Consider the following 22,517-nt stretch of genomic DNA (forward strand, 5'->3'; position numbering starts at 1 on the left):
ATGAAACACTTTAGCGAGGCAGATATTAAGAATTTAGACCACATCTATAAAATCAATTTGATTAATAGTTGTTCAGGCTACAAGTCTGCAAATTTAATTGGTACTGTTTCAGAAGATGGCATCGAGAATGTTGCTGTGTTTAGTTCTGTTACTCACATTGGTTCAAGTCCTGCTATGTTGGGTTTCTTTTTAAGACCAACCACCGTTATTAGAAACACCTATGATAATATAAAAGCTTCCGGGTTTTATACCATAAATCATATTCACAAAAACATCATAAGTGATGCACATCACACCTCTGCAAAATATAAAAGTGAGATTTCAGAATTTGATGTTACTAATCTAAACCCAGAATACAAACCAAAATTTCAAGCACCTTTTGTAAAAAATGCCCCCGTTCAATTGGCAATGCAATATGTTGAAGAATACGATATTAAAGCAAATAACACCATTTTAGTGGTTGGTAAAATAGTGGGGTTGTATGTAAACGATAACCTTATTGAAGATGATGGCTTTATCAACCTGTCAAAAGCTGAAGTCGCAGCGATTAATGGATTAGATGGTTATGCGGTAGCAGAAACTAAAACACGCTTTGGTTACCAAAGACCAAAGGAACTAATACAACAATTATGAATATACTCGTAACAGGCGCAACAGGCTACATAGGTAAACGCATTATACCCTTTCTTTTAAATGAAGGTCATACCGTTGTTTGCGTTGTTCGAGATAGATTACGAGCTGATAAAAGTTATTTTGAAGACGAAAATGTTTTTGTTATTGAAGCTGATTTTTTAAAACCTGAAACGCTAGAAAATATTCCAAAGAAAATTGATGTAGCTTATTATTTGATTCACTCCATGTCTAATTCTTCAAAAGATTTTGAATCCCTTGAAGAACGTTGTGCCATAAATTTCAAAAACTATATAGAAACTACCGATGCAAAACAAGTTATTTACTTAAGCGGTATCACTAATGAAGATAAGCTCTCTAAGCATTTACAATCCCGAAAAAATGTTGAAGACAAACTTGCATCAGATAAATATGCCCTTACCATTTTTAAAGCTGGTATTATTGTAGGCTCTGGTAGTTCTTCTTTTGAAATTATAAGAGATTTAGTAGAAAAATTACCATTTATGATTACTCCAAAATGGCTGAATACAAAAACGCAACCATTGGCAGTTAGAGACGTTTTAGGGTTCTTATCAAAAGCAGCAGGTAATGAAGCGGTGTATAATAAAACCTATGATGTTTTTGGACCAGAAGTGATTACCTATAAAGATATGTTACTTCAATTTGCTGAAGTTAGGGGCTTAAAACGGTACATTTTAACAGTTCCTGTGATGACCCCTAAATTGTCTTCCTACTGGTTGTATTTTGTAACATCCACCTCATATAAATTAGCATCGTCTTTAGTAGATAGTATGGGGATTCAAATTATAGGGAAAGAAAGTGATACTAATGCATTATTAGAGGTAAATCCAATAACCTATAAAGAAGCTGTTGCATTAGCTTTTGAAAAAATTGAGCAGAATAGTATTGTTTCCAGTTGGAAAGACTCTATGGTAAGTAGCGGCAGACTTAGAAATAATTTACATAAATATGTGAATGTCCCTAAGTTTGGTTGTTTTAAAGATTATAAAGAACGCTATGTGATTGATACCGAGGAAACCATTGAAAAAATATGGAGTATTGGCGGTACTAATGGCTGGTATTACGGTACTATCTTGTGGCGTATTAGAGGCTATATCGATAAACTTTTTGGAGGTATTGGTTTAAGACGCGGACGTACAAACCCAACTGAGTTGAAAGCAGGAGATGCTTTAGATTTTTGGCGTGTTATTTTTGCCGATAAATCCCAACAAAAACTACTGCTTTATGCAGAAATGCGCTTACCTGGAGAAGCTTGGTTAGAGTTTAAAATAGAAGATAACAAATTAAAACAAACAGCAACTTTTAGACCTCGCGGACTTTGGGGTAGATTATACTGGTACGCTGTACTTCCCTTCCATGGATTTATTTTTTCTGGAATGATTAATAAACTTGTTAAAGTTGAGTCACAAAAAGCAACATTTACCACAGAAAACGTGTCTAATTTGTAAACGCCCTTTCGCATGGAGAAAGAAATGGGAGAACAATTGGGTATATGTAAAATATTGTAGTGAACGATGCAGGAGAAACAAAACAATATCGGCTTAGTATGGTTTAGAAACGATTTAAGAGTTGAAGATAATACCGTTTTAAACCAAGCCATTAAAAACCATAAACACATTATTGCTGTTTACTGTTTTGACCCAAGGCATTTTGAAATAGATAAGTTTGGTTTCAAAAAAACGGAACAATTTAGAGCTAAGTTTTTAATTGAAACTATTCACAATTTAAAAAAGAATTTAAAGGCTTTAAACATTGAATTGCTCGTTTATATTGAAAAACCAGAAATAGCTATTAAAGCTATCATTGAAACTTTCAATATTAATAGTGTTTACCTTCAAAAGGAATGGACAAGCGAAGAATCATCAGTACTTCAAAATGTAAAATCCGCTTTATCACAGACTGTTTCATTTAATATATATTTTGATCAATTTCTATTTCATCCAAAAGATATTGATATGTCTTTTTCTGAAATCCCGAAAGTGTTTACTAATTTCAGAAAGCATGTTGAGAAACAGAGTAAAGTAAGATTCTCTTTTGAAAATAAACAAATTGAAAATAATATCTCAATTGAAAACAATACACAAATACCTACGCTTAAAGATTTAGGTTTTGAAGATTTTGAAGCGCATACTAATACTGCTTTTCCATTTAAAGGCGGTGAAACAAAAGCTCTAGATAGGTTACAGTACTATTTTTTTGAAACTAAAAAACTGGGGTTTTATAAAAAAACTAGAAATGGTTTAATTGGAAAAGACTATAGTTCTAAATTTTCACCTTGGTTGGCAAATGGTAGTATTTCAGCTAGAACCATCTATTGGCAAGTGAAACAATTTGAAAAAGAACATTATAAAAACCAATCCACATATTGGCTTATTTTCGAACTGATCTGGCGCGATTATTTTAAATATATCTCATTAAAACATGGAAATTGCATGTTCAAAATTGGCGGCATTCTTCAAAAAGATTACGAGTGGAAGAATGATAACACTTTAATTCAAAAATGGATTAATGGCGAAACAAAATCGGCTTTTGTAAATGCCAATATGATTGAACTAAAAAAAACAGGCTGGATGAGTAATAGAGGCAGACAAAACGTAGCCTCTTATTTTGCAAAAGACCTTAAACTAGATTGGAGAATTGGTGCCGCTTATTTTGAGTCCATGCTTATTGACTATGATGTACATAGCAATTACGGTAATTGGTTGTATGTATCTGGTGTTGGTAACGACCCCAGAGATAGAAAGTTTAATGTGAATTTACAGGCTGAACGTTATGATTCGTCAGGTAAATTCCAAAATTTATGGTTACAAGAAACCTTATTTTAAATGAAAATACTTAGGCTCATATTAGGCGATCAACTAAACATCAAACACTCGTGGTTTAAGGAAACAAATGATGATGTTATGTATTGCATGTTTGAAATGCGTCAAGAAACAGACTATGTAGCCCATCATATTCAAAAGGTTATTGGTTTTTTTGCTGCAATGCGTGAGTTTTCAAAAGACCTGAAGAGAAAAGACCACAAGGTTATTTATTTAAAAATTAATGATGAAGATAACACCCAAAGTCTTACCGAAAATCTTTCATTTTTGATAAAGAAGCATCAGATTGAAACTTTTGAATACATCTATCCTGATGAGTATCGATTAGATGAACAATTACATGCATTCTGTAAATCATTATCCATAAACTCAAAAGTAGTTTCAGCAGAACATTTTTATACAAAACGTGAAGATTTAGGCAATTTCTTCAAAGGCAAAAAGCAATATCTCATGGAGAATTTCTATCGAGATATGCGTAAAAAGTACAATATTTTGATGATTGCCAATCAACCTGAAGGTGGTAAATGGAACTACGATAAAAGCAATAGAAATAAATGGAAAGGCGATGTTGAAATCCCAAATTACAAACTATTTAAAAATGATATTTCAGAGGTAGTCGATGATATCGAAAAAGCTAAAATTAAAACCATAGGCAAGTTTGAAACAAAAACATTCTCCTACCCTATCTCTCGATCTCAAGCCTTAGAACAGCTCAAATATTTTTGCGAACATCTATTAATTCATTTTGGCGATTATCAAGATGCTATGCATACTGATGAAGACTATTTATTTCATTCACGATTATCTTTTGCAATGAATTTAAAACTCATTGCTCCAAAAGACATTGTAACTACAGTAATGAATTATTATCGGAAACATGGAGAACACATCAACATCTCTCAAGTAGAAGGTTTTATTAGGCAAATAATTGGCTGGCGGGAATATATGCGCGGGATGTATTGGGCATTTATGCCAGAATACAAAACTAAAAACGAACTCGAAAATTATAATAAACTACCCGACTTTTTCTGGACAGGTAATACAAAAATGAATTGTTTAAAAAACGCCATTACTAATTCTCTAGACAATGGTTATGCACACCACATTCAACGCTTAATGATTACTGGAAACTACGCTCTTTTAACACAAACTAATCCGGACGAAGTAGACGCTTGGTATTTGGGTATTTATGTAGATGCAATAGAGTGGGTTCAACTTACCAATACTAGAGGTATGAGTCAATTTGCTGATGGTGGTAAAATAGCAACTAAACCTTATGTGTCTTCAGGGTCATACATCAATAAAATGAGTAATTATTGTTCGGGTTGCCATTACAACAAAAGCAAGAAATTAGAAGATGATGCATGTCCGTTTAACAGCTTATACTGGAATTTTTTAGATGAAAAGCGTGAGTATTTAGGAAATAACTTCAGAATGGGGATGATGTATAATTTACTTGATAAGATGGATAAAACCGAACTACAAAATATAAAAGAAAAAGCGCAACATATCATAGCAAATCAGGATGACTACTAAACCACAAATACATATAGTTTGGTTGAAGCGTGATTTACGTCTTCAGGATAATGAAGCCATTTTTAACGCAATAAAATCTGGAAAATCCGTACTTCTATTATATTGTTTTGAACCCTTACTTATCAATGATCCTCATTATAGCAAACGCCATTGGAATTTTATAAAAGAATCCATTCTAGATTTAAATAAAACACTAGAAACCTACAACTCTAAAATACTTGCTATTCAGTCTGATATTATCGCCGCAATTAATCAATTACAAAATCATTTTAGTATTTCAGACATCTATTCTCATCAAGAAACAGGTATTTTAACAACTTTTGAACGTGATAAAAATTTTAAGCGATATTGTAAAAACAATCTAATTAATTGGCACGAAAACATAAACAATGGTGTTCAAAGAGGGTTAAAAAACAGAGATAGTTGGAATAAAATGGTAGATACTTTTTATGCCGTAGAACCATTATCATTTAATCCTAGTGAAAATCAATTACTATCTATTCAAGATATTACTATTTTAGAACAAAACTTCAATCTTCCAGAGTTAAAAACACCTGAGCAAACACCGTTTCAAAAAGGTGGACGCACTATGGGGCTTCGGTATTTAAAATCGTTTTTTGAAGGTCGTTATCAAAATTACATGTTCAATATTTCTAAACCTGAGCAAGCAAGAACAAGTTGTAGTAGAATTTCGCCATACATTGCTTTGGGGTAATTTATCGGTAAGAGAAGTGTATCATGAGGCCTACCATTTAAAAAAAACATCAAAACACAAAAAAGCTTTAGAAGCCTTTATGTCTCGTTTACGTTGGCAAACACATTTTATTCAAAAGTTTGAAATGGAACACACCATGGAAGAAGCTAGCGTAAATAAGGGGTTTCATAAATTAAAAAAAGCCATTTCTAAACAATACCAAATAGCTTGGAAAACAGGACAAACAGGCTACCCACTAGTTGATGCCTGTATGCGGTGTTTGAATGAAACAGGATATTTGAATTTTAGAATGCGTGCTTTAGTGGTTTCTTTTTTCACACATAATCTTTGGCAACCATGGCAAGAAGCCACCACCCACTTATCACAAATGTTTTTAGATTTTGAACCAGGGATTCATTTTCCGCAATTACAAATGCAAGCAGGCGAAACGGGTATTAATATGCTACGCATTTACAATCCTGTAAAAAACAGTCTAGAGTACGATCCTGAAGCGACTTTTATTAAAAAATGGGTACCAGAACTTGAAACTTTAGACACACCTTTTGCGCATCAACCCTACCTAATGACTGATATGGAGCAACAATTCTACAATTTCAAATTGGGTAAAGACTATCCATATCCTATTGTTGATATAGATGCAACTAGAAAGAAAGCAGGCGACACACTTTGGAAACTTCGAAAAGACAAAACTGTTATTGAAGAAAGTAAAAGAATACTAAGAACACACACCCTAAAAAGACGATTCAAAAGTACATAATCGACTATTTTACAATAACATATAACGAATCATAAATTTTATCAATAGTATGATTTTTCTTTTTGTTTAACTTTTTAGTATTAAAGTTAAACATTTTGTATATTTGAAGTATCAAGGAACAATTATGATACTCAATACTACACATCACGATAAAAATCACAAACACATTTTAAATGATTTAGTAGGGAGATCATTCACCTTGTTAGAATCTTTAAAAATGAAAGGCATGGGCTCTAAACGCATGATAATTGAAGATGTTAGCCCAAACTTACAATCTTACATGAATACCGTGTCAGACGCTAACTATGCAAATATAGAATTACGTGCAAAAGGCATTTTAATTTTCATAAATAAAGGATTACAAAATTTTACTTGGGCAATCCCTTACTATCAATTAGTTATTTACAAAACAAACGGAGCTAGTATTCATGCGCAAGGAAAATTTATTCACTTTAAAAACAATAAAACATTTAAAGAGAATAAGCGGTTTTTTGAGAAAATGCTAGATGAAAAAATAAAATATGATGAACAGTATAACTTTCAGAACATATGATGTTATCTGTTGAAGATATTGATAGAATTATCGAAATGGCTTGGGAAGACCGAACCACTTTTGAATCTATACATTTTCAATTTGGTTTAAAAGAGCAGGAAGTTATTGAATTAATGCGAAGAGAAATGAAACCTAGTAGTTTCAGAATGTGGCGCAAAAGGGTTCAAGGGCGTTCCACAAAACATGAAAAATTAAGAGTATTTGAAAAAGGACGCTTTAAATGTAGCAGACAGAAACAAATAACTCACAATAAAATTTCAAAACGATAACGTGCTTTGATTAATCAAATACGATTAAGACAGCACATAAAAAAGAGATTATGCAATTAGAAAAACTAAGAACAAACGGACACAAGTTAAACGGATTCTCTTTAGATGATATTGGAGATGATCATCTCTATACAGGTCTAGAAACACCAATAAAACCTGATGCTTTCAAATTATCTGACGAAGAAAAAAAAGAATGTATTGCCATTTTATTTGAAGAAATAATGGATGTTATGGGCTTAGATTTAACTGATGATTCGTTACAAGGTACTCCTAAACGTGTTGCAAAAATGTACATAGATGAAATATTTTCAGGTTTAAACCCTGCTAATAAACCAAAAGTAGCCTTGTTTGATAATAAGTATCAATACAATCAAATGTTGGTTGAGAAAAACATCACGTTCTATTCAAATTGTGAGCATCATTTTGTACCTATTATTGGTAAAGCACATGTGGCTTACATTTCATCTGGAAAAGTAATTGGCCTTTCAAAATTAAACAGAATAGTACAATATTATGCGAAACGGCCGCAAGTTCAAGAGCGTTTAACAAACCAAATAGCTAACGAGTTAAAATCAATTTTAGACACAGAAGATGTAGCAGTAATAATAGATGCTAAACATTTATGTGTGTCTTCTAGAGGTATTAAAGATGATACTTCTTCGACGGTTACTGCATATTATGGTGGACAATTTAATACTTCAGAAAAAATTACAGAATTACAAAATTATTTAAACAGTTAATATCATGGATTTAATAAACAGAGCCTTAGAATTTGAGCAAAGAAAAATGAGATCATTGTCTACTAGCGATCGTGTAAAAATCTCGAGAGAAGCAAAAGCTTTAATCTTAGATTTAAATCAAATCTATAAACAGCAAAAAGATGATAAAATAATGGATATCATGAAACGCTTAACCGTTATAAAAAGAAAAGTAGAAAAGCGATTAAAAGGACGCCTGTTGTAATAGCAAAACTATCAAAAACAAGGGGTTAATTCCTTGAAATATTAAATTTTATCTAATATTTCGGCATAAAAATAGGTAATCTTCTATAATTTGTTATATTGCGAAAATGTGCATCTAGTAGTGCACTTCACACAAAATATAGTAAGATTAGAATTATGGAGATTATTGACAAAGCTTTAGAGTTCGAGCAACGTAGACACACGTTTAAAACTACGAGTGAGCGTATCGAATCATCTAGAGAAGTAAAAAGTTTAATATTAGGTTTAAACGACATCTACAAAGTAGAAAAAGATCCTGAGATTATGGATTTAATGAAGCGTTTAACAGTCATTAAACAAAAAATAGAAAAGCGGCTAAAGGGCAGGCCATAAAAACTAAATGCCCTGAAACCCATGAAAACAATAATAGTAGTTGGTGGAAGTAAGGGCATTGGAAAAGCTTTAGTTGAAAAACTATTAGCCAATTGCAATGTTATAAACATTAGCAGAAGTACTCCAGAAACATCGCACAACAACCTAACTCACCATCAATGCGATGTTACACAAGACGAATTACCAGAAATTGATAATGCGGACGGACTTGTTTATTGTCCTGGGAGCATTAACTTAAAACCTATTGGGCGTTTAAGTATTAACGATTTTAAAAATGATTTTGAAATCAATGTACTAGGTGCCGTAAAAGTGATTCAAAAATACCTTCCAATCTTAAAGAATGGAAGCAAACCTTCTATTGTTTTATTTAGTACCGTAGCTGCAAAACTGGGTATGCCCTATCACGCTAGTATTGCAGTTGCAAAATCGGGTATTGAAGGCTTAGTAAAATCATTAGGTGCAGAACTAGCGCCCACGCTCCGTATAAACGCCATTGCGCCAACGGTAACAGATACAGATCTAGCTTCAAAGTTATTACGTAATGAAAAGATGATTGAAAACATCACAGAACGTCATCCTTTAAAAAAATTCTTATCACCAGAAGAAGTTGCAGATATGGCAGCGTTTTTATTATCTGAAAATTCATCTTCTGTTTCGGGACAAATATTTGAGATGGATTGTGGTATTGTAAGTTTTAAAATTTAAATTATGAATCCACTAAAAGCATTTGCAGCCACATTAGGCTCTAAAACGCCTAATCAAAAATTAGAAATTGATACGTTATATGATATTGCAATTAATGCATTAAACGGTAAACCTATTAATCTATCTAACTTTAAGGGGAACTATATTCTTTTTGTAAATGTAGCCTCTAAATGTGGTTTTACACCTCAATACGAAGACTTACAGAAGCTTCATGAAACCTATGGAGACAAAATACAAGTTATAGGCGTACCCTGTAATCAATTTGGAGGACAGGAACCTGGAGATGCTGACGATATAGAATCCTTTTGTCAAGTAAATTACGGTGTTACATTTCAAATTACAGAAAAAATTGATGTTAAAGGAAAGCACCAACACCCTTTATATACTTGGTTAACACAAAAAGTGAATAATGGCGTAAAAGATTCCTCTGTAAAATGGAATTTTCAAAAATATTTAATTGATCCAGATGGTAATTTGATAGATTATTTCTTTTCATCTACAAATCCATTAAGTTCAAAAATCACAACACATTTAAAAAATTAAAGCTATGTTCGGATTATTTAAAAAGAAATCAAAATTAGAGAAACTAGAAGACAAGTTTAAAAAACTGATGAAAGAATGGCATGAGTTATCTACCATAAACCGGTCTGCAAGTGATGAAAAATATGCAGAAGCTCAAATTATTGCAGAACAAATTAATGCATTAAGAAATGAAGCTGCTTAAATACATCTTTGTCTTTTTAATCATAAATTTTGGTGCATTAGCTATTGGCAGTTGGCTTATGGATAATGGCCCACAAACAGCATGGTATACCAGTTTAAATCAAGCCCCTTGGACACCACCAGGATGGGTTTTTGGTGTTGCTTGGACTACTATAATGATTTGTTTTTCAATCTATATGGCGTATTTGTATAAACTGAAACCAAATGCAAGAGTCATCTTTTTATTTGTTGTTCAATTTATTTTTAATGTTATTTGGAACTATATTTTTTCAATCAGCATTTGGTTGGTTTTGGGTTTACAACCATTTTATTACTCACTTTTATTATTGGCATTTTCACTTTTTCCTTTAAAAAGGACATGGGTACAAAAACACTTCTTATTCTCCCCTATTTAATTTGGCTATGTATTGCTACATCTTTAAATGGATACATTTTACTGAATAACTAACTATGAAAATATACAGACTTCATAAAAAACAGAATTTACCAATTACTATAGATCAAGCTTGGAATTTTCTATCAGACCCTAAGAACTTGAAAACTATTACGCCTGATTATATGGGGTTTCATATTTTATCTGGAGCAGACAGACCTATGTTTGCAGGACAAATTATTCAATACATCGTAACTCCTGTATTAGGTATTAAAACCAAATGGGTTACAGAGATTACACATAGTGTTGATAAGCATTATTTTGTAGACGAGCAACGCTTTGGCCCCTATGCACTATGGCATCACAAGCATTTTATTAAAGAAATTAAAGGCGGTGTAGAAATGGAAGACATTATTGATTACAAAGTGCCTTTTGGTTTGCTTGGGCAACTTGTACACCCTATTTTAGTGAAACCAAAATTAGAAGAAATTTTTAGTTATAGAACTGAAAAGTTGGAAGCACTTTTTGGGGTTTATAAACAAAAATAATTTCTATTAATCTGTCATACTGAACTTATTTCAGTATCACATCAAATTTCAATAGATTCTGAAATAAATTCAGAATGACAACATATTTTAATGCGTAAAAAAGTAAATATATTTTGGTTTCGTCGTGATCTAAGACTAGATGACAACGTTGGTTTTTATGAAGCTTTAAAAGGCGACTTTCCTGTTTTACCCCTTTTTATTTTTGATTCTGAAATTTTAGAAAAACTCCCAGAAGATGATTCACGTGTAACGTTTATCCATGAAACGCTTCAAGATATGCGTAACACATTGCAAGACGAACACGGTAGTAGCATTGCTATATATCATGGAAAACCAATAGATGTTTACAAAGCTTTAGTCGAATCATATGATATCCAAAATGTTTACACCAATCGTGATTATGAACCGTATGCAAAGGAACGTGATGAGAGTATAAAAACGCTTTTAGAAACATATAACATCACATTTAAAACCTATAAAGACCAGGTTATTTTTGAAGAGGATGAAATTATTAAGAAAGATGGTAATCCTTATGTGGTGTATACGCCATACATGAAACTTTGGAAAGCAACTTTTAAATCTCACAATTTAGAGATTGTTGATACTAATTCGCTTTTTGATAATTTAATTGAACATAATCAACTCCCTAATTTAAACTTATCAGATATTGGTTTTAAAAAGTCAAGTCAAAAAATTGTCCCGTATACGGTAACACCAGCTTTGATTCAAGACTATGAAGCTACTCGTAATTTTCCAGCCCAAGATGCCACATCAAAATTAGGGCCACATTTGCGTTTTGGAACAGTAAGCGTGCGCAAAATGGTAAAAAAGCCATTGCTGAAGCCAATGAAATATTTTGGCAAGAACTGATTTGGCGAGAGTTCTTTATGCAAATTCTTTGGCATTTTCCACATACAAAGGATGCCAGTTTTAAATCGAAATACGACAGAATCGAATGGCGCAATAATGAAACCGAATTTAAAGCATGGTGTGAAGGTAAAACGGGTTACCCGTTAGTTGATGCTGGTATGCGCCAACTAAATCAAACAGGCTTTATGCATAACCGTGTGCGTATGTTGGTTGGTAGTTTTTTATGTAAACACTTACTTATAGATTGGCGCTGGGGCGAAGCCTATTTTGCCGAAAAACTACATGACTATGATATGGCAAGTAACGTTGGTAACTGGCAATGGGTTGCTGGAAGCGGTGTTGATGCTGCGCCGTACTTCAGAATTTTTAACCCTACCACACAAATACAAAAGTTTGATAAAGACTTAAACTACATAAAACAATGGGTTCCAGATTTTCAAGAACTCACCTATCCACAACCCATTGTAGATCATAAATTAGCTAGAGAACGTTGTTTGGAGACTTATAAAAGTGCTTTGAATTAATGTTTTTAGTTTAAATGTTTCTTGGGTTTGCAATGTTTAAATTCATATTGCTATTCATTTTGTATATCAAATTATTTAACTCATTATTTTTGATATACAAAACACCTAAGATCTTATGTAGCTGTGATTACAGATATATCAAAGGGTGTAATTTAATTCCGCTATTTTTTTTACATTAGCTTTTGTAACACATATTTATGTGTTGTAAGTAATGCGGAAAACCCAGAAACCGAGTGAATAAAACAATATTTGAAATTACCAAAATGGATTGTCCTTCAGAGGAAAATCTAATCCGAATGAAATTGGACGGAATTTCGAGCATTGTGAATTTGGACTTTGATATTCCGAATCGAAAATTAACCGTTTTTCACAGCGGAGAAATTGACCAAATTGAAAAGTCGGTTATCGAACTGAATTTGGGCGGAAAGAAAATCTCGACTGAACAAACCGACCAAACGGAATTTAATGAAAACAAAAACCAAAAAAAGCTACTTTGGTCTGTGCTTACCATAAATTTTGCCTTTTTCATTATCGAAATGATAACAGGGATTATCTCAAAATCTATGGGACTTGTTGCCGACAGTTTGGATATGCTTGCTGACAGTTTTGTTTACGCAATTAGCTTGTTTGCAGTTGGCGGCACGTTGATTAAGAAAAAACGAATTGCTAAGCTTGCTGGATATTTTCAAATAACACTTGCGATTATTGGGTTTGTAGAAGTTTTGAGAAGATTTTTTGGAGACGAGAAACTTCCCGATTTTTCAACAATGATTATAGTTTCGATTTTTGCCCTTATAGCAAATGGGATATGTCTTTACATTTTGCAAAAGTCAAAGAGCAAAGAAGAGGCACATATGAAAGCGAGTATGATTTTCACTTCGAATGATGTGATTATTAATTTGGGAGTAATAATTGCGGGACTTTTGGTAAATTGGTTGAGTTCGAGTAAACCTGATTTGATGATCGGAACAATCGTTTTTGTGCTGGTAATTCAAGGCGCATTTCGCATACTGAAATTGAGCAAGTGAGCGGAAAGCACTACTTACAACAATGCGTATAATTAATTGCTTCTGAATTTCCTCAACGGAAATTCCTCCGAATTAATTAACTTAGTCCTTCATCGGAAAAACAGTACTGATTTTCCGCAACTAATCATACACAAACACGTCACCTGCAACCACTAAAAATCAACCGAAATGATAAAACGAAAAATAGTACTTACATCAATTTTTATTATAGGGTTGATATTATTAGGCTCTTGTAATAAAAAAATATTAAGTCCATCTAGTTCAATTACGAAGACAAATTCAAGTGTTGCCCAAAAAAAACCTTATTTAATATTAATCTCACTTGATGGTTTTAGATGGGATTATGTGGAAAAATACAATCCACCAAATTTGAGTTCATTTATCAAAACTGGTGTTAAGGCAGAATCTTTAATACCTTCTTTCCCAACTAAAACTTTTCCAAACCATTATACCATTGCGACAGGACTTTATCCTGACAAACATGGAATAATAGGGAATATATTTTATGACTATGAAAAAGATGTACTATTTAATAAAAGGAGTCCAGGAATGGCAGAAGATGGAAGTTTTTATGGAGGTTCACCGATTTGGGTAGAGGCAAATAAGGCAAATATAATAACGGCGAGTTATTTCTTTGTTGGCACAGAAGCAGATATTCAAGGCATAAGACCTACGTACTATTATACATTTGATAGTAGCGTTAAAAAGGATGAGAAAGTTAATCAAGCACTAAAATGGTTGAACTTGAAAGATAAACGCAGACCACATTTTATTACTCTATATTTTGATGATTTAGATGGAGCTGGACATCGCTTTGGAATCAATGACAAGGAATTAAAAAAGGCGTTATTTGAATTGGATAAACATTTAGGTAATTTGTTTAAAGGAATATCGGAAACTGGGCTTCCTGCAAATATTATGATAGTGTCTGATCATGGCATGGGAAATCAGTCTACTAACAAGATAATACCAGTAGATTCTATCAAAAATGATGACTTATTCATGACAATTGATAATGGTACAATAGTATCTATACATCCAAAAAAAGATGTTGAAATAGATTCAGTACTGCAGTATTTAAGGCAAAAGGAAAATAATTTCAAAGCTTACAAAACTGAAAATACACCAGGTTTTGAGTATAGCCCAAAAAATAAAAATTGGGGAGAAATACAATTAATACCAGATTATGGCTATGGTTTTTGGAATCAAAAAAGCAAAATGAAACTTATCAAAAACGGTGTCACAACAATTGGTATTCACGGTTATGATAGCAAATACAAAGAAATGCATGGCATATTTTATGCAAATGGTCCAGCCTTTAAGAATGACTACCAAATATCTTCAATTAAAAACATACACATATTTCCATTAATGTGTAAGATATTGGGATTAGAAATTCCAAAATCAATCGATGGAGATATAAATCAAATCGAAAGCGTTTTAAAAGGTTAAAAAGCAAACAAGAAATATAAAATTAATAACAGACTATAGCCTACTTACGAAAATTATCCCCGGTTTTCTATTCGGTTTGTATTTGATAATTCAGTTGCTAAAATACGCAACGAACCATACACAAAACCGATGCTATGTAATTAAAAAGACCACTCTGTCTGTTTTTATAATTTTTGTACTATCTTTGCTAAGTGAAACATTCAGAAATAAGACAACATATCATTGAAACTGCCTCTACTTTATTTTATGGCAATGGTTATAATTCTACAGGAATCAATGAAATAATTGCGAAAGCTGGAATTGCCAAAGCAACGCTTTACAGTCATTTCAAATCTAAAGAAGATGTTTGCGTCGCCTACCTTAAATTTAAAAACTCAACCTTTTTAGAGGATATTGCTACATTCTGCAATTCACAACCTAAAGGGAAACAACAAATACTTGCCATTTTTGATTTTTTAAAGTCATTCTATTTAAGTTCTGACTTTAACGGCTGTTGGTGTATTAATACGGTTTCAGAAATACCAAAAGAAAACAAAAAAATAAGAGTTGAGATACAAGACCAAAAAGAAAAGTTCGTTCAATTAATTTCTAAGTTGGTTAGTAACAATCTACCCAAACTATCAAAAGATAAGTCTATTTCATTATCAAGACAAATATATCTATTATATGAAAGTGCAGTTTCAGAAAGCCATTTACATAAAGCAGATTGGCCAATAAAAGAAACAAGAAAACTATGTTCGCAAATCATAGCATAAAAAAATTTGCAAATCTAAAGACAGACTTGTCTGTTCATTATTAATTTTTAATTTTTACAAATGAAAAAGTTTGAAAACAAAGTAGCCATCATCGTTGGTGGAACAAGCGGAATTGGAAAAGCCACCGCAAATCATTTACTGAATGAAGGAGCAACTGTTCATATCATTGGGAGAAGTACTGATAAGGTTGAGAACCTTCCAAATCTAGTTAAACACAAATCAGATATAACCGATAGTGTTCAGCTTGAAAAATTGATTGGTGAAATTAATGAAATAAAAAACATTGATTATTTGGTTAATGCTTCTGGGATTTTTGGTCCAAAACCTTTTTTAGAACATACAAATGAAGATTACAATTCATATCTTGATTTAAACAGAGGATTTTTCTTTTTAACACAAGCAATCGCAAAAAAAATGAAGAATACAAATGGAGGTTCAATTGTTAATGTTGGTTCAATGTGGGCGAAACAAGCAGTAAAAGCAACACCTTCATCTGCCTATTCAATGCAAAAGGCAGGACTTCATTCATTGACACAGCATTTAGCTATGGAATTAGCTGATTATAACATTAGAGTAAATGCTGTATCGCCAGCAGTAGTTAATACACCTGTTTATCATGGAGTTTTTGGTGGTAAAGATGAAGCAGAAAAAGCTTTGGATGGTTTCAATGGTTTTCATCCAATTGGTCGCATTGGTAAACCACAAGACATTTCAAATAGTATCGTATTCTTATTATCCGATGATGCATCTTGGATAACAGGTGCAATTTGGGATACGGACGGTGGAATAATGGCTGGAAGAAACTAAATGCAAACAACAAAGTATAAAAAAAAATAAGGAGATTTTGGCTTGATACAAAAGTAGTTTTGTATTATCAAAGTCTCCCTATTTTTAAATTTAGTATTTTTAAAACGAAAAAGTTAAAAATTAGGACTTGTTGCTTACCAAAAGGAAACATCCTATTTTCTACTCTACTGTTCTTATACAAGACCTTTAGCTCAAATTAAACACCTATATGAACAAATATTTGACAATTCTATTCGCACTTATAGTTTCTTCATTTGCTACCGGACAAAACCAAATCGAAATTCAAAAAGGTGAAACTTTTTCAAAAAATCAATTCGGAACAAATATCTTTTATTTTGTTCATCATACTTTTGCTGATGCTTTTTACATGACTGATTTATATAAGCAACTTAGTAATGATGAAATGCATAACATTTTAGATAAAGCATATTTCAGTATCACAGAAAAAGATAAAGTTTTAGTTATTATTAAACAAGATGGTAAACCAGATGCCAGATTAGCATTTAGTATCATCATGGATAGTAAAATTGGTGATTTAATGGTTTTAGCGACTAATTTCAATAATAAAACTAGAGTATTTGAAGAAAAAATTGATAAACATAACTCAGTTTACAGATGGTATACCATGAAAAAAGAGAAACTAGTTTACAGGAAAGATTTATATTCAAAAGAACTTGAAAATGAAAAGAAAAATGAAAGTATTTATTCATTAATCGACTTTTACCTTTTTGATGATAATTTTAAGAATGATAAAAAAGTGAAAACACTCTTAGATGAATTGTTGAATTCTGATTCAGCAAGTGATGTTGATAAACTATATGGCTATCTGTATCAAGGAGAATATTGGCTACTTAATGGTAAGTTAGCAAAAGCAGAAGATTCACTAAAAGAAATGGAACGACATTTCAAATCAAGTAAGTCAATTCCCAAAGGCTATTCTTTAATATTGAGCATGGCAAATACTGAATTTGAAATGATGAAACGGTTTTATAACTAGAGTTAACAACATGTGTAATTAATCGCGGTAGAAATTACTCTCAGAAATTCGATCTTATTTATTATCTTTAGACTTAGAGGGAAAATGATTCGCTTTATCTTCCCAAACTGGCCATAACACCTACACCTTTAGCACCAATTAATTCAAAATCATATAAAGATGAAAGTTACTACCGAAAAAATGAAAAAGTCGCTAATATGATATTTGCATCCATTTATCCACTTTATTTGAATAGATTAGAGAAGAATGGCAGAACAAAAGAAGAACTCAACCAAGTAATAGAATGGCTTACCGGTTTTGATAAAGATGATTTACATGCACTTATTGAAGAGAAAGTAACTTTTAGAACTTTTTTCAAAAAGCTAAAATACATCCCAATGCACACTTGATTAAAGGAGTTGTTTGTGGTTATCGAATTGAAGAAATAAAAGATGAATTTGAAGTCTATAAACAATGTAGACGTATGGAAAAGCTCATTGATGAATTAGCAAGAGGTCGTAAAATGCAGAAAATTTTACGGGAAGAAAAGAAATAAATCTGGTGCTAAAAACATGTATAGTTAATTAAAATGGTAGAGCAATTGAAAGCTAATAGCAAAAACCTATTGTATATTGAAGCTAGAATCGAGTGGCGTTTTTTCATGCATAATTGAAATAGTATTATCTTGGTATTGTAGAATTTGATTGAAGAAAGGAACTGAAATATTTATACCATATAAAGACTTTGTACAACACTAGTTTGATGTAACTACTTTGTAAATTACCTACTTGAAAACTCCAATCGAAAAAGATGGATTGTGTTACTTGGATTACTTATGTATTATTTATTCCAGCTTTAGGATTATTTATATAAATATTAATTGATAGAAAGCGGAAACTGAATTAATTTGAGTAGAAAGAACGTGAATAGCAAACAGAACAAAATGACACACAAGATCTTTAAACAAACCTCTATAAAACAGAATAAACTACTTATAAAAAACCAAACTAACAAACTCACCTGCCTTAGGGATTGAAGTGGATAACGCAAAGCCTGACGAAGGAAGTGCGAGGACTTGGAACGGAAAGCACTCCCCTTGTGTAACACCCAAATATTTTTTAGAAGATATTTATTTTTACAGCATTTGGTTATATGACAAAAATCAAGGTTTCTGAAAGCTAAATTTCATACTTTTAAATTCGTTAATTTTTTGATAACATAAATGCAAACTTTATGACTGATATACAAATTGCTAAAACTATTGCGATTGAACCGATTACTAGAATTGCTGAAGCGTTTGGAATTGATGCCGATAGCATTGAGATGTATGGAAAGTATAAAGCTAAAATTCCGTTACGTTTTATTGATAAACTAAAAGTAGAACAGAGTAACCTTATTCTGGTTTCGGCCATTTCGCCAACTCCTGCAGGGGAAGGAAAAACAACGATGTCTATTGGTTTGTCTGAAGGTTTAAACCGACTTAAAAAACAAACTACGGTGGTTTTAAGAGAACCATCTTTAGGGCCTGTTTTTGGAATTAAAGGTGGGGCTACTGGAGGTGGATATTCGCAAGTACTACCAATGGAGGATATTAATTTGCATTTTACTGGTGATTTTTCAGCTATTGAAAAAGCTCATAATTTGCTTGCCGCCATTATAGATAATAACATACAAAGTAAAACGAATTCTTTACACATAGACCCTAGAACCATTAGCTGGAAACGTGTTGTTGATTTAAATGATAGAGCGCTTAGACGAGTTATTGTTGGTTTAGGCGGTACAACATCTGGAGTACCTAGAGAAACTGGTTTTGATATTACTGCAGCATCTGAGATTATGGCTATTTTGTGTTTAGCTGAAAATTTATTGGATTTAAAGGAACGTTTAGGTAATATTTTTATTGGTTATACTTTTAATAAAAAACCAGTTTACGCAAGAGATTTGAAAGCTCAAGGTGCTATGACAGCCCTTTTAAAAGATGCTATAAAACCTAATTTAGTGCAAACCATAGAAGGAAACCCTGCTATTATTCATGGTGGACCTTTTGCTAATATTGCTCAAGGAACAAATTCGGTTATTGCTACCTTAATGGGTATGTCGCATTCTGATTACACGGTTACTGAGGCTGGTTTTGGTTTTGATTTAGGTGCAGAAAAATTCTTTGATATTAAATGCCAAAGTGCAGGATTACAACCTAAGGCTGTAGTTTTAACCACAACCATTCGTGCTTTAAAATATCACGGTGGTGCGGATTTAAAATTGCTTACTGAGCCAAATTTAGAAGCCTTAGAAAAAGGATTACCCAATTTAGAAAAACACCTAGAGAATATTGCTAAATTTAACGTAGCACCCATTATTGCTATTAATAAATTTACAACAGATACGGAAGCAGAAATTGATTTGATAAAGCAATTTGCTGCTGCCAATGATATTAGGGTTGCTCTAGCTGATGTTTGGGCTAAAGGTGGAGCAGGCGCTATTGAATTGGCGCAACAGGTAATTGAAGTGGTGGAGTCTAATGTTTCGGATTTTAAACCTTTATACAAATGGGAATCTGCTATTAAGGATAAAATAAATACTATATCAACTGAAATTTATGGTGCTGAACATGTGGACTATAACTCTAAAGCTAAAGCGCAATTGAAGAAAATAGCTAACTTAGGTTTAGAACACCTTCCTGTTTGTATTGCTAAAACTCAAAAATCTTTATCTGATAACCCGAAGCTACTTGGTAGACCTAAGGACTTTATTATTACCGTGAGAGAAATAGAAATTGCTGCCGGTGCAGGCTTTTTAATACCAATAACGGGAGATATTATGCGTATGCCTGGGCTTCCTGCGCATCCAGCATCTGAACATATTGACATTGATAAAGATGGAGAGATTACTGGATTATTCTAGTATATTTCGGCTTAAGTTTATTCTTAAACTGAAAATTTAAGAATTGATGTACATCACTTAAAGCCTCCCCCCGTTTTTGAGGTAACACTCAAATAATTAATTTTTGAAATCATAACATTTTATTAAGATTAGCGTGTTTAAAATTTTAATACTTTTATGATTCATCAAAACAAATTAAAATTATGAATACGCAAGAGGTTGCAAATAAGTGGGCGCAAATGTGCCGTGAGGGAAAAAATTTAGAGTGCATACAGGAGCTTTATGGCGAGAATGTAACGAGTAAAGAAATGCCTGGAGTACCTTATGGCGAAGTGGTTACAGGTAAACAAAATGTTTGGGATAAGAGTAAACAATGGCTGGATAATGTGGTGGAGTTTCATGGTGGTGAGATTTCGGACCCAATGGTTGCTGATAATCATTTTACAACTAAAATGAGTTTTGACGTGACGTTTAAAGACCGCGGAAGACAGCAAATGGAAGAGGTTTGTGTGTTTGAGGTTAATGATGGTAAAATTGTGAATGAGCAGTTTTTTTATACAATGTAACTTATAATATTTAAAACTTAAGAAGCTTCAATACCTAAATTGAAGCTTTTTTTATACATAAAACACATATTTCACTAGATATTCTTAAATATTTATAAGAAAAATCGTTATATTTGGTAATACCAACCAAATCCTATAATCTTATGAGAATGCTAGTTTTTTTGCTATTTTCATTTTTCTCCCTATCAACTTTTAGCCAAAATAAAGCTTGTAATAAATTCAAAACTGGCAATTTTGTTTACGCAGATACTTCATATGTTGACTGGAAAGTGAGCAGAAAAGATGATATGCAGATAGAAACGAATATAAAAAGTGGGCTTGTAATTAATAATTCTATAACATGGATTTCGGATTGTAAATTTAAACTGACTTGTACCAAAGTATCAATACCTAAATTACAACATGTTGTTGGAAAAGTGTTTGAAGTTGAAATCGTTAAAACTGACGGCAACTCCTATTTTTGTATTTCTAAAAAGAATGATATTCAGAAAAAAGATTTGATGTTGGAATTGGTTAAAGTGGAATAACTCTGTTTTTATTACTTAAAATTGTATTTGATTTTAGAAATTATTTTACAAGTCTTTCTATAATTCTTTTAGTTGGTAAAATTGCATTGCTGTGCTCTATACTTGGCCCTGCTACCCAAACCGTTTTGTAAGTTGCTTTAGTGGCAGCATTTTTTGTGGCATTCATCCCTATTGAAAAGCGAATCATCTTCACCCACTTTTTTAGTTTTTTATTTTTATTTAAAACGGATTCTAACCAGGTTTGCTTTGTGCCAATTTTTTGAACGTAAGGTGTATTGATGACCGTACATGGAGTTCCTGAAATACGTTCTGTCATAACTATGTCTTCTGCTCCATAATCTACACAGGCTTGTTTATACTCCTCAGTAACTCCAGCTTCTATTGATGCTATAAACGGACTTCCAACCGAAACACCTTCTGCACCGTAACTTAACATTTCATCAATATCAGCTTTACACCCAACCCCTCCTGCTGAAATAATAGGAATGTTACAGTTTGCACTCAATTCTTTAATCAATGCTTCTGGAGATTGATTTCCTCGGTGTCCTCCTGCTTGATTATTTACTGCTATAATTGCATCTGCTCCTAAACCTTCAACTTTTTTTGCAAATTTTAAATCGGTAACATCACAGAATACTTTAATACCAACTTTATGCGCTTGGTTTATAGTTTCCTCTGGACTTCCTAATGAAGTAATGATAAAATCGCAACCTTCTTCACAAATCACTTCTAATTGTCCTTTATATTTTACGTTGGATTTGTTTACTATTAAGTTGAAACCAAACGATCCTTCTTCTGGCTTTTTAGCTTTTAATTCTCGTAGAGCTACTCTTAACTCATCCAAAGTTCTATAATTTAAAGCTGGAATACAACCTGCTATTCCCCCATACATTGCTTCTTTAACCATATCAACATTTGACACCAAAAACATGGGAGCTTGAATAATTGGATACTTTATATTGAGAAGTTTTGTGAGTTTAGTAACCATAAAATATTTTTTTCAAATATAGCAAATTATTATGCATGCATAGTAATTGGTTATCAATTAGTTATAAAACCGTACTAGAAAAAATCATATAAATATCTGACTTTCATGACTTTTATCATTTTTTTATTATGCACGCATAGTTAATTTTGATTTGAAAA

The 22,517-nt window shown here is 32.3% G+C and carries 25 protein-coding genes and 3 pseudogenes; 27 read left to right on the forward strand and 1 reads right to left on the reverse strand.

What is annotated here, in order from left to right:
• From AC0L5U_RS05845 to AC0L5U_RS05975, 27 genes and pseudogenes are all read left to right on the forward strand, one after another.
• Positions 1–633: a flavin reductase family protein gene (locus AC0L5U_RS05845; protein WP_473415186.1), complete on the forward strand. Its 633-nt coding sequence runs from the start codon at positions 1–3 to the stop codon at positions 631–633.
• On the forward strand, positions 630–2,099 hold the full coding sequence (locus tag AC0L5U_RS05850; protein WP_473415187.1) for an SDR family oxidoreductase: 1,470 nt from the start codon (positions 630–632) through the stop codon (positions 2,097–2,099). Before AC0L5U_RS05845 ends, AC0L5U_RS05850 begins: the two co-directional genes overlap by 4 nt.
• The gene (locus AC0L5U_RS05855) at positions 2,050–2,196 is read left to right on the forward strand and encodes a DUF2256 domain-containing protein (RefSeq protein WP_473415189.1); all 147 of its coding nucleotides are present in this window, start codon (positions 2,050–2,052) and stop codon (positions 2,194–2,196) included. The genes AC0L5U_RS05850 and AC0L5U_RS05855 overlap by 50 nt, the downstream gene beginning before the upstream one ends.
• Complete coding sequence (locus AC0L5U_RS05860; protein WP_473415191.1) at positions 2,166–3,476, forward strand: DASH family cryptochrome; 1,311 nt, start codon at positions 2,166–2,168, stop codon at positions 3,474–3,476. The genes AC0L5U_RS05855 and AC0L5U_RS05860 overlap by 31 nt, the downstream gene beginning before the upstream one ends.
• Complete coding sequence (locus AC0L5U_RS05865) at positions 3,477–5,009, forward strand: cryptochrome/photolyase family protein (protein WP_473415192.1); 1,533 nt, start codon at positions 3,477–3,479, stop codon at positions 5,007–5,009.
• Positions 4,999–5,724, forward strand: coding sequence for a deoxyribodipyrimidine photo-lyase (locus tag AC0L5U_RS05870; protein ID WP_473415193.1), 726 nt, complete (start codon positions 4,999–5,001; stop codon positions 5,722–5,724). The genes AC0L5U_RS05865 and AC0L5U_RS05870 overlap by 11 nt, the downstream gene beginning before the upstream one ends.
• Positions 5,711–6,481 carry an FAD-binding domain-containing protein gene (locus tag AC0L5U_RS05875; RefSeq protein WP_473415194.1) on the forward strand — a complete coding sequence of 257 codons (771 nt, stop codon included), beginning with the start codon at positions 5,711–5,713 and terminating at the stop codon, positions 6,479–6,481. Before AC0L5U_RS05870 ends, AC0L5U_RS05875 begins: the two co-directional genes overlap by 14 nt.
• Positions 6,482–6,584: 103 nt before the next feature.
• Positions 6,585–7,034, forward strand: a complete 450-nt coding sequence (locus AC0L5U_RS05880) for a hypothetical protein (RefSeq protein WP_473415195.1) — start codon at positions 6,585–6,587, stop codon at positions 7,032–7,034.
• Positions 7,031–7,303 (forward strand): TIGR03643 family protein, encoded by a 273-nt coding sequence (locus tag AC0L5U_RS05885; protein WP_473415196.1) that lies wholly within the window; start codon positions 7,031–7,033, stop codon positions 7,301–7,303. Before AC0L5U_RS05880 ends, AC0L5U_RS05885 begins: the two co-directional genes overlap by 4 nt.
• Before the next feature lie 50 nt (positions 7,304–7,353).
• Positions 7,354–8,043 carry a GTP cyclohydrolase I FolE gene (gene folE, locus AC0L5U_RS05890; protein ID WP_473415197.1) on the forward strand — a complete coding sequence of 230 codons (690 nt, stop codon included), beginning with the start codon at positions 7,354–7,356 and terminating at the stop codon, positions 8,041–8,043.
• 4 nt (positions 8,044–8,047) lie between these two features.
• Positions 8,048–8,266, forward strand: coding sequence for a hypothetical protein (locus AC0L5U_RS05895; protein ID WP_473415199.1), 219 nt, complete (start codon positions 8,048–8,050; stop codon positions 8,264–8,266).
• 155 nt (positions 8,267–8,421) lie between these two features.
• Entirely contained in the window at positions 8,422–8,637 is a 216-nt protein-coding gene (locus AC0L5U_RS05900) for a hypothetical protein (RefSeq protein WP_109353114.1), read from the forward strand.
• Positions 8,638–8,658: 21 nt separating this feature from the next.
• A complete protein-coding gene (locus tag AC0L5U_RS05905; RefSeq protein WP_473415200.1) occupies positions 8,659–9,342 on the forward strand; it encodes an SDR family NAD(P)-dependent oxidoreductase in 684 nt (227 codons plus the stop codon).
• 3 nt (positions 9,343–9,345) lie between these two features.
• Positions 9,346–9,885 carry a glutathione peroxidase gene (locus AC0L5U_RS05910; protein WP_473415202.1) on the forward strand — a complete coding sequence of 180 codons (540 nt, stop codon included), beginning with the start codon at positions 9,346–9,348 and terminating at the stop codon, positions 9,883–9,885.
• A 4-nt stretch (positions 9,886–9,889) separates the two neighbouring features.
• Positions 9,890–10,066 (forward strand): Lacal_2735 family protein, encoded by a 177-nt coding sequence (locus AC0L5U_RS05915; protein ID WP_109353117.1) that lies wholly within the window; start codon positions 9,890–9,892, stop codon positions 10,064–10,066.
• 58 nt (positions 10,067–10,124) lie between these two features.
• Positions 10,125–10,513 (forward strand): annotated as a pseudogene (locus AC0L5U_RS05920) (TspO/MBR family protein).
• 2 nt (positions 10,514–10,515) lie between these two features.
• Positions 10,516–10,986: an SRPBCC family protein gene (locus AC0L5U_RS05925; protein ID WP_473415205.1), complete on the forward strand. Its 471-nt coding sequence runs from the start codon at positions 10,516–10,518 to the stop codon at positions 10,984–10,986.
• Positions 10,987–11,076: 90 nt separating this feature from the next.
• Positions 11,077–12,380: pseudogene (locus AC0L5U_RS05930) on the forward strand (cryptochrome/photolyase family protein).
• Between the two features lie 233 nt (positions 12,381–12,613).
• On the forward strand, positions 12,614–13,408 hold the full coding sequence (locus tag AC0L5U_RS05935; RefSeq protein WP_473415206.1) for a cation efflux transmembrane domain-containing protein: 795 nt from the start codon (positions 12,614–12,616) through the stop codon (positions 13,406–13,408).
• A gap of 168 nt (positions 13,409–13,576) precedes the next feature.
• Positions 13,577–14,860 (forward strand): alkaline phosphatase family protein, encoded by a 1,284-nt coding sequence (locus AC0L5U_RS05940; RefSeq protein ID WP_473415207.1) that lies wholly within the window; start codon positions 13,577–13,579, stop codon positions 14,858–14,860.
• Between the two features lie 191 nt (positions 14,861–15,051).
• Entirely contained in the window at positions 15,052–15,615 is a 564-nt protein-coding gene (locus AC0L5U_RS05945) for a TetR/AcrR family transcriptional regulator (RefSeq protein ID WP_473415209.1), read from the forward strand.
• Positions 15,616–15,675: 60 nt separating this feature from the next.
• Positions 15,676–16,422 carry an SDR family NAD(P)-dependent oxidoreductase gene (locus AC0L5U_RS05950; RefSeq protein WP_473415210.1) on the forward strand — a complete coding sequence of 249 codons (747 nt, stop codon included), beginning with the start codon at positions 15,676–15,678 and terminating at the stop codon, positions 16,420–16,422.
• A gap of 208 nt (positions 16,423–16,630) precedes the next feature.
• Complete coding sequence (locus AC0L5U_RS05955) at positions 16,631–17,419, forward strand: hypothetical protein (RefSeq protein ID WP_473415212.1); 789 nt, start codon at positions 16,631–16,633, stop codon at positions 17,417–17,419.
• Between the two features lie 159 nt (positions 17,420–17,578).
• Positions 17,579–17,954, forward strand: a pseudogene (locus AC0L5U_RS05960) (DUF2200 domain-containing protein).
• A gap of 677 nt (positions 17,955–18,631) precedes the next feature.
• Positions 18,632–20,299, forward strand: coding sequence for a formate--tetrahydrofolate ligase (locus tag AC0L5U_RS05965; RefSeq protein ID WP_473415214.1), 1,668 nt, complete (start codon positions 18,632–18,634; stop codon positions 20,297–20,299).
• 182 nt (positions 20,300–20,481) lie between these two features.
• Positions 20,482–20,844, forward strand: coding sequence for a SnoaL-like domain-containing protein (locus tag AC0L5U_RS05970; protein ID WP_473415215.1), 363 nt, complete (start codon positions 20,482–20,484; stop codon positions 20,842–20,844).
• A gap of 287 nt (positions 20,845–21,131) precedes the next feature.
• A complete protein-coding gene (locus AC0L5U_RS05975; protein WP_473415217.1) occupies positions 21,132–21,371 on the forward strand; it encodes a hypothetical protein in 240 nt (79 codons plus the stop codon).
• A gap of 40 nt (positions 21,372–21,411) precedes the next feature.
• Here AC0L5U_RS05975 and AC0L5U_RS05980 read toward each other — a convergent pair whose 3' ends face one another.
• Positions 21,412–22,359, reverse strand: coding sequence for an NAD(P)H-dependent flavin oxidoreductase (locus AC0L5U_RS05980; RefSeq protein WP_473415218.1), 948 nt, complete (start codon positions 22,357–22,359; stop codon positions 21,412–21,414).
• Positions 22,360–22,517 lie beyond the last annotated feature (158 nt).

It is taken from the genome of Jejuia sp. G7-7, from assembly GCF_055808955.1.

Excerpts from the sequence above, each read along its gene's own strand:
- AC0L5U_RS05870 (WP_473415193.1), top strand. The coding sequence starts at position 4,999 with ATGACTACTAAACCACAAATACATATAGTTTGGTTGAAGCGTGATTTA.
- AC0L5U_RS05915 (WP_109353117.1), top strand. The coding sequence starts at position 9,890 with ATGTTCGGATTATTTAAAAAGAAATCAAAATTAGAGAAACTAGAAGAC.
- AC0L5U_RS05905 (WP_473415200.1), top strand. The coding sequence starts at position 8,659 with ATGAAAACAATAATAGTAGTTGGTGGAAGTAAGGGCATTGGAAAAGCT.
- AC0L5U_RS05970 (WP_473415215.1), top strand. The coding sequence starts at position 20,482 with ATGAATACGCAAGAGGTTGCAAATAAGTGGGCGCAAATGTGCCGTGAG.
- AC0L5U_RS05955 (WP_473415212.1), top strand. The coding sequence starts at position 16,631 with ATGAACAAATATTTGACAATTCTATTCGCACTTATAGTTTCTTCATTT.
- AC0L5U_RS05845 (WP_473415186.1), top strand. The coding sequence starts at position 1 with ATGAAACACTTTAGCGAGGCAGATATTAAGAATTTAGACCACATCTAT.
- AC0L5U_RS05975 (WP_473415217.1), top strand. The coding sequence starts at position 21,132 with ATGCAGATAGAAACGAATATAAAAAGTGGGCTTGTAATTAATAATTCT.
- AC0L5U_RS05910 (WP_473415202.1), top strand. The coding sequence starts at position 9,346 with ATGAATCCACTAAAAGCATTTGCAGCCACATTAGGCTCTAAAACGCCT.
- AC0L5U_RS05900 (WP_109353114.1), top strand. The coding sequence starts at position 8,422 with ATGGAGATTATTGACAAAGCTTTAGAGTTCGAGCAACGTAGACACACG.
- AC0L5U_RS05980 (WP_473415218.1), bottom strand. The coding sequence starts at position 22,359 with ATGGTTACTAAACTCACAAAACTTCTCAATATAAAGTATCCAATTATT.
- folE (WP_473415197.1), top strand. The coding sequence starts at position 7,354 with ATGCAATTAGAAAAACTAAGAACAAACGGACACAAGTTAAACGGATTC.
- AC0L5U_RS05940 (WP_473415207.1), top strand. The coding sequence starts at position 13,577 with ATGATAAAACGAAAAATAGTACTTACATCAATTTTTATTATAGGGTTG.
- AC0L5U_RS05895 (WP_473415199.1), top strand. The coding sequence starts at position 8,048 with ATGGATTTAATAAACAGAGCCTTAGAATTTGAGCAAAGAAAAATGAGA.
- AC0L5U_RS05965 (WP_473415214.1), top strand. The coding sequence starts at position 18,632 with ATGACTGATATACAAATTGCTAAAACTATTGCGATTGAACCGATTACT.
- AC0L5U_RS05950 (WP_473415210.1), top strand. The coding sequence starts at position 15,676 with ATGAAAAAGTTTGAAAACAAAGTAGCCATCATCGTTGGTGGAACAAGC.
- AC0L5U_RS05865 (WP_473415192.1), top strand. The coding sequence starts at position 3,477 with ATGAAAATACTTAGGCTCATATTAGGCGATCAACTAAACATCAAACAC.
- AC0L5U_RS05925 (WP_473415205.1), top strand. The coding sequence starts at position 10,516 with ATGAAAATATACAGACTTCATAAAAAACAGAATTTACCAATTACTATA.
- AC0L5U_RS05860 (WP_473415191.1), top strand. The coding sequence starts at position 2,166 with ATGCAGGAGAAACAAAACAATATCGGCTTAGTATGGTTTAGAAACGAT.
- AC0L5U_RS05885 (WP_473415196.1), top strand. The coding sequence starts at position 7,031 with ATGATGTTATCTGTTGAAGATATTGATAGAATTATCGAAATGGCTTGG.
- AC0L5U_RS05850 (WP_473415187.1), top strand. The coding sequence starts at position 630 with ATGAATATACTCGTAACAGGCGCAACAGGCTACATAGGTAAACGCATT.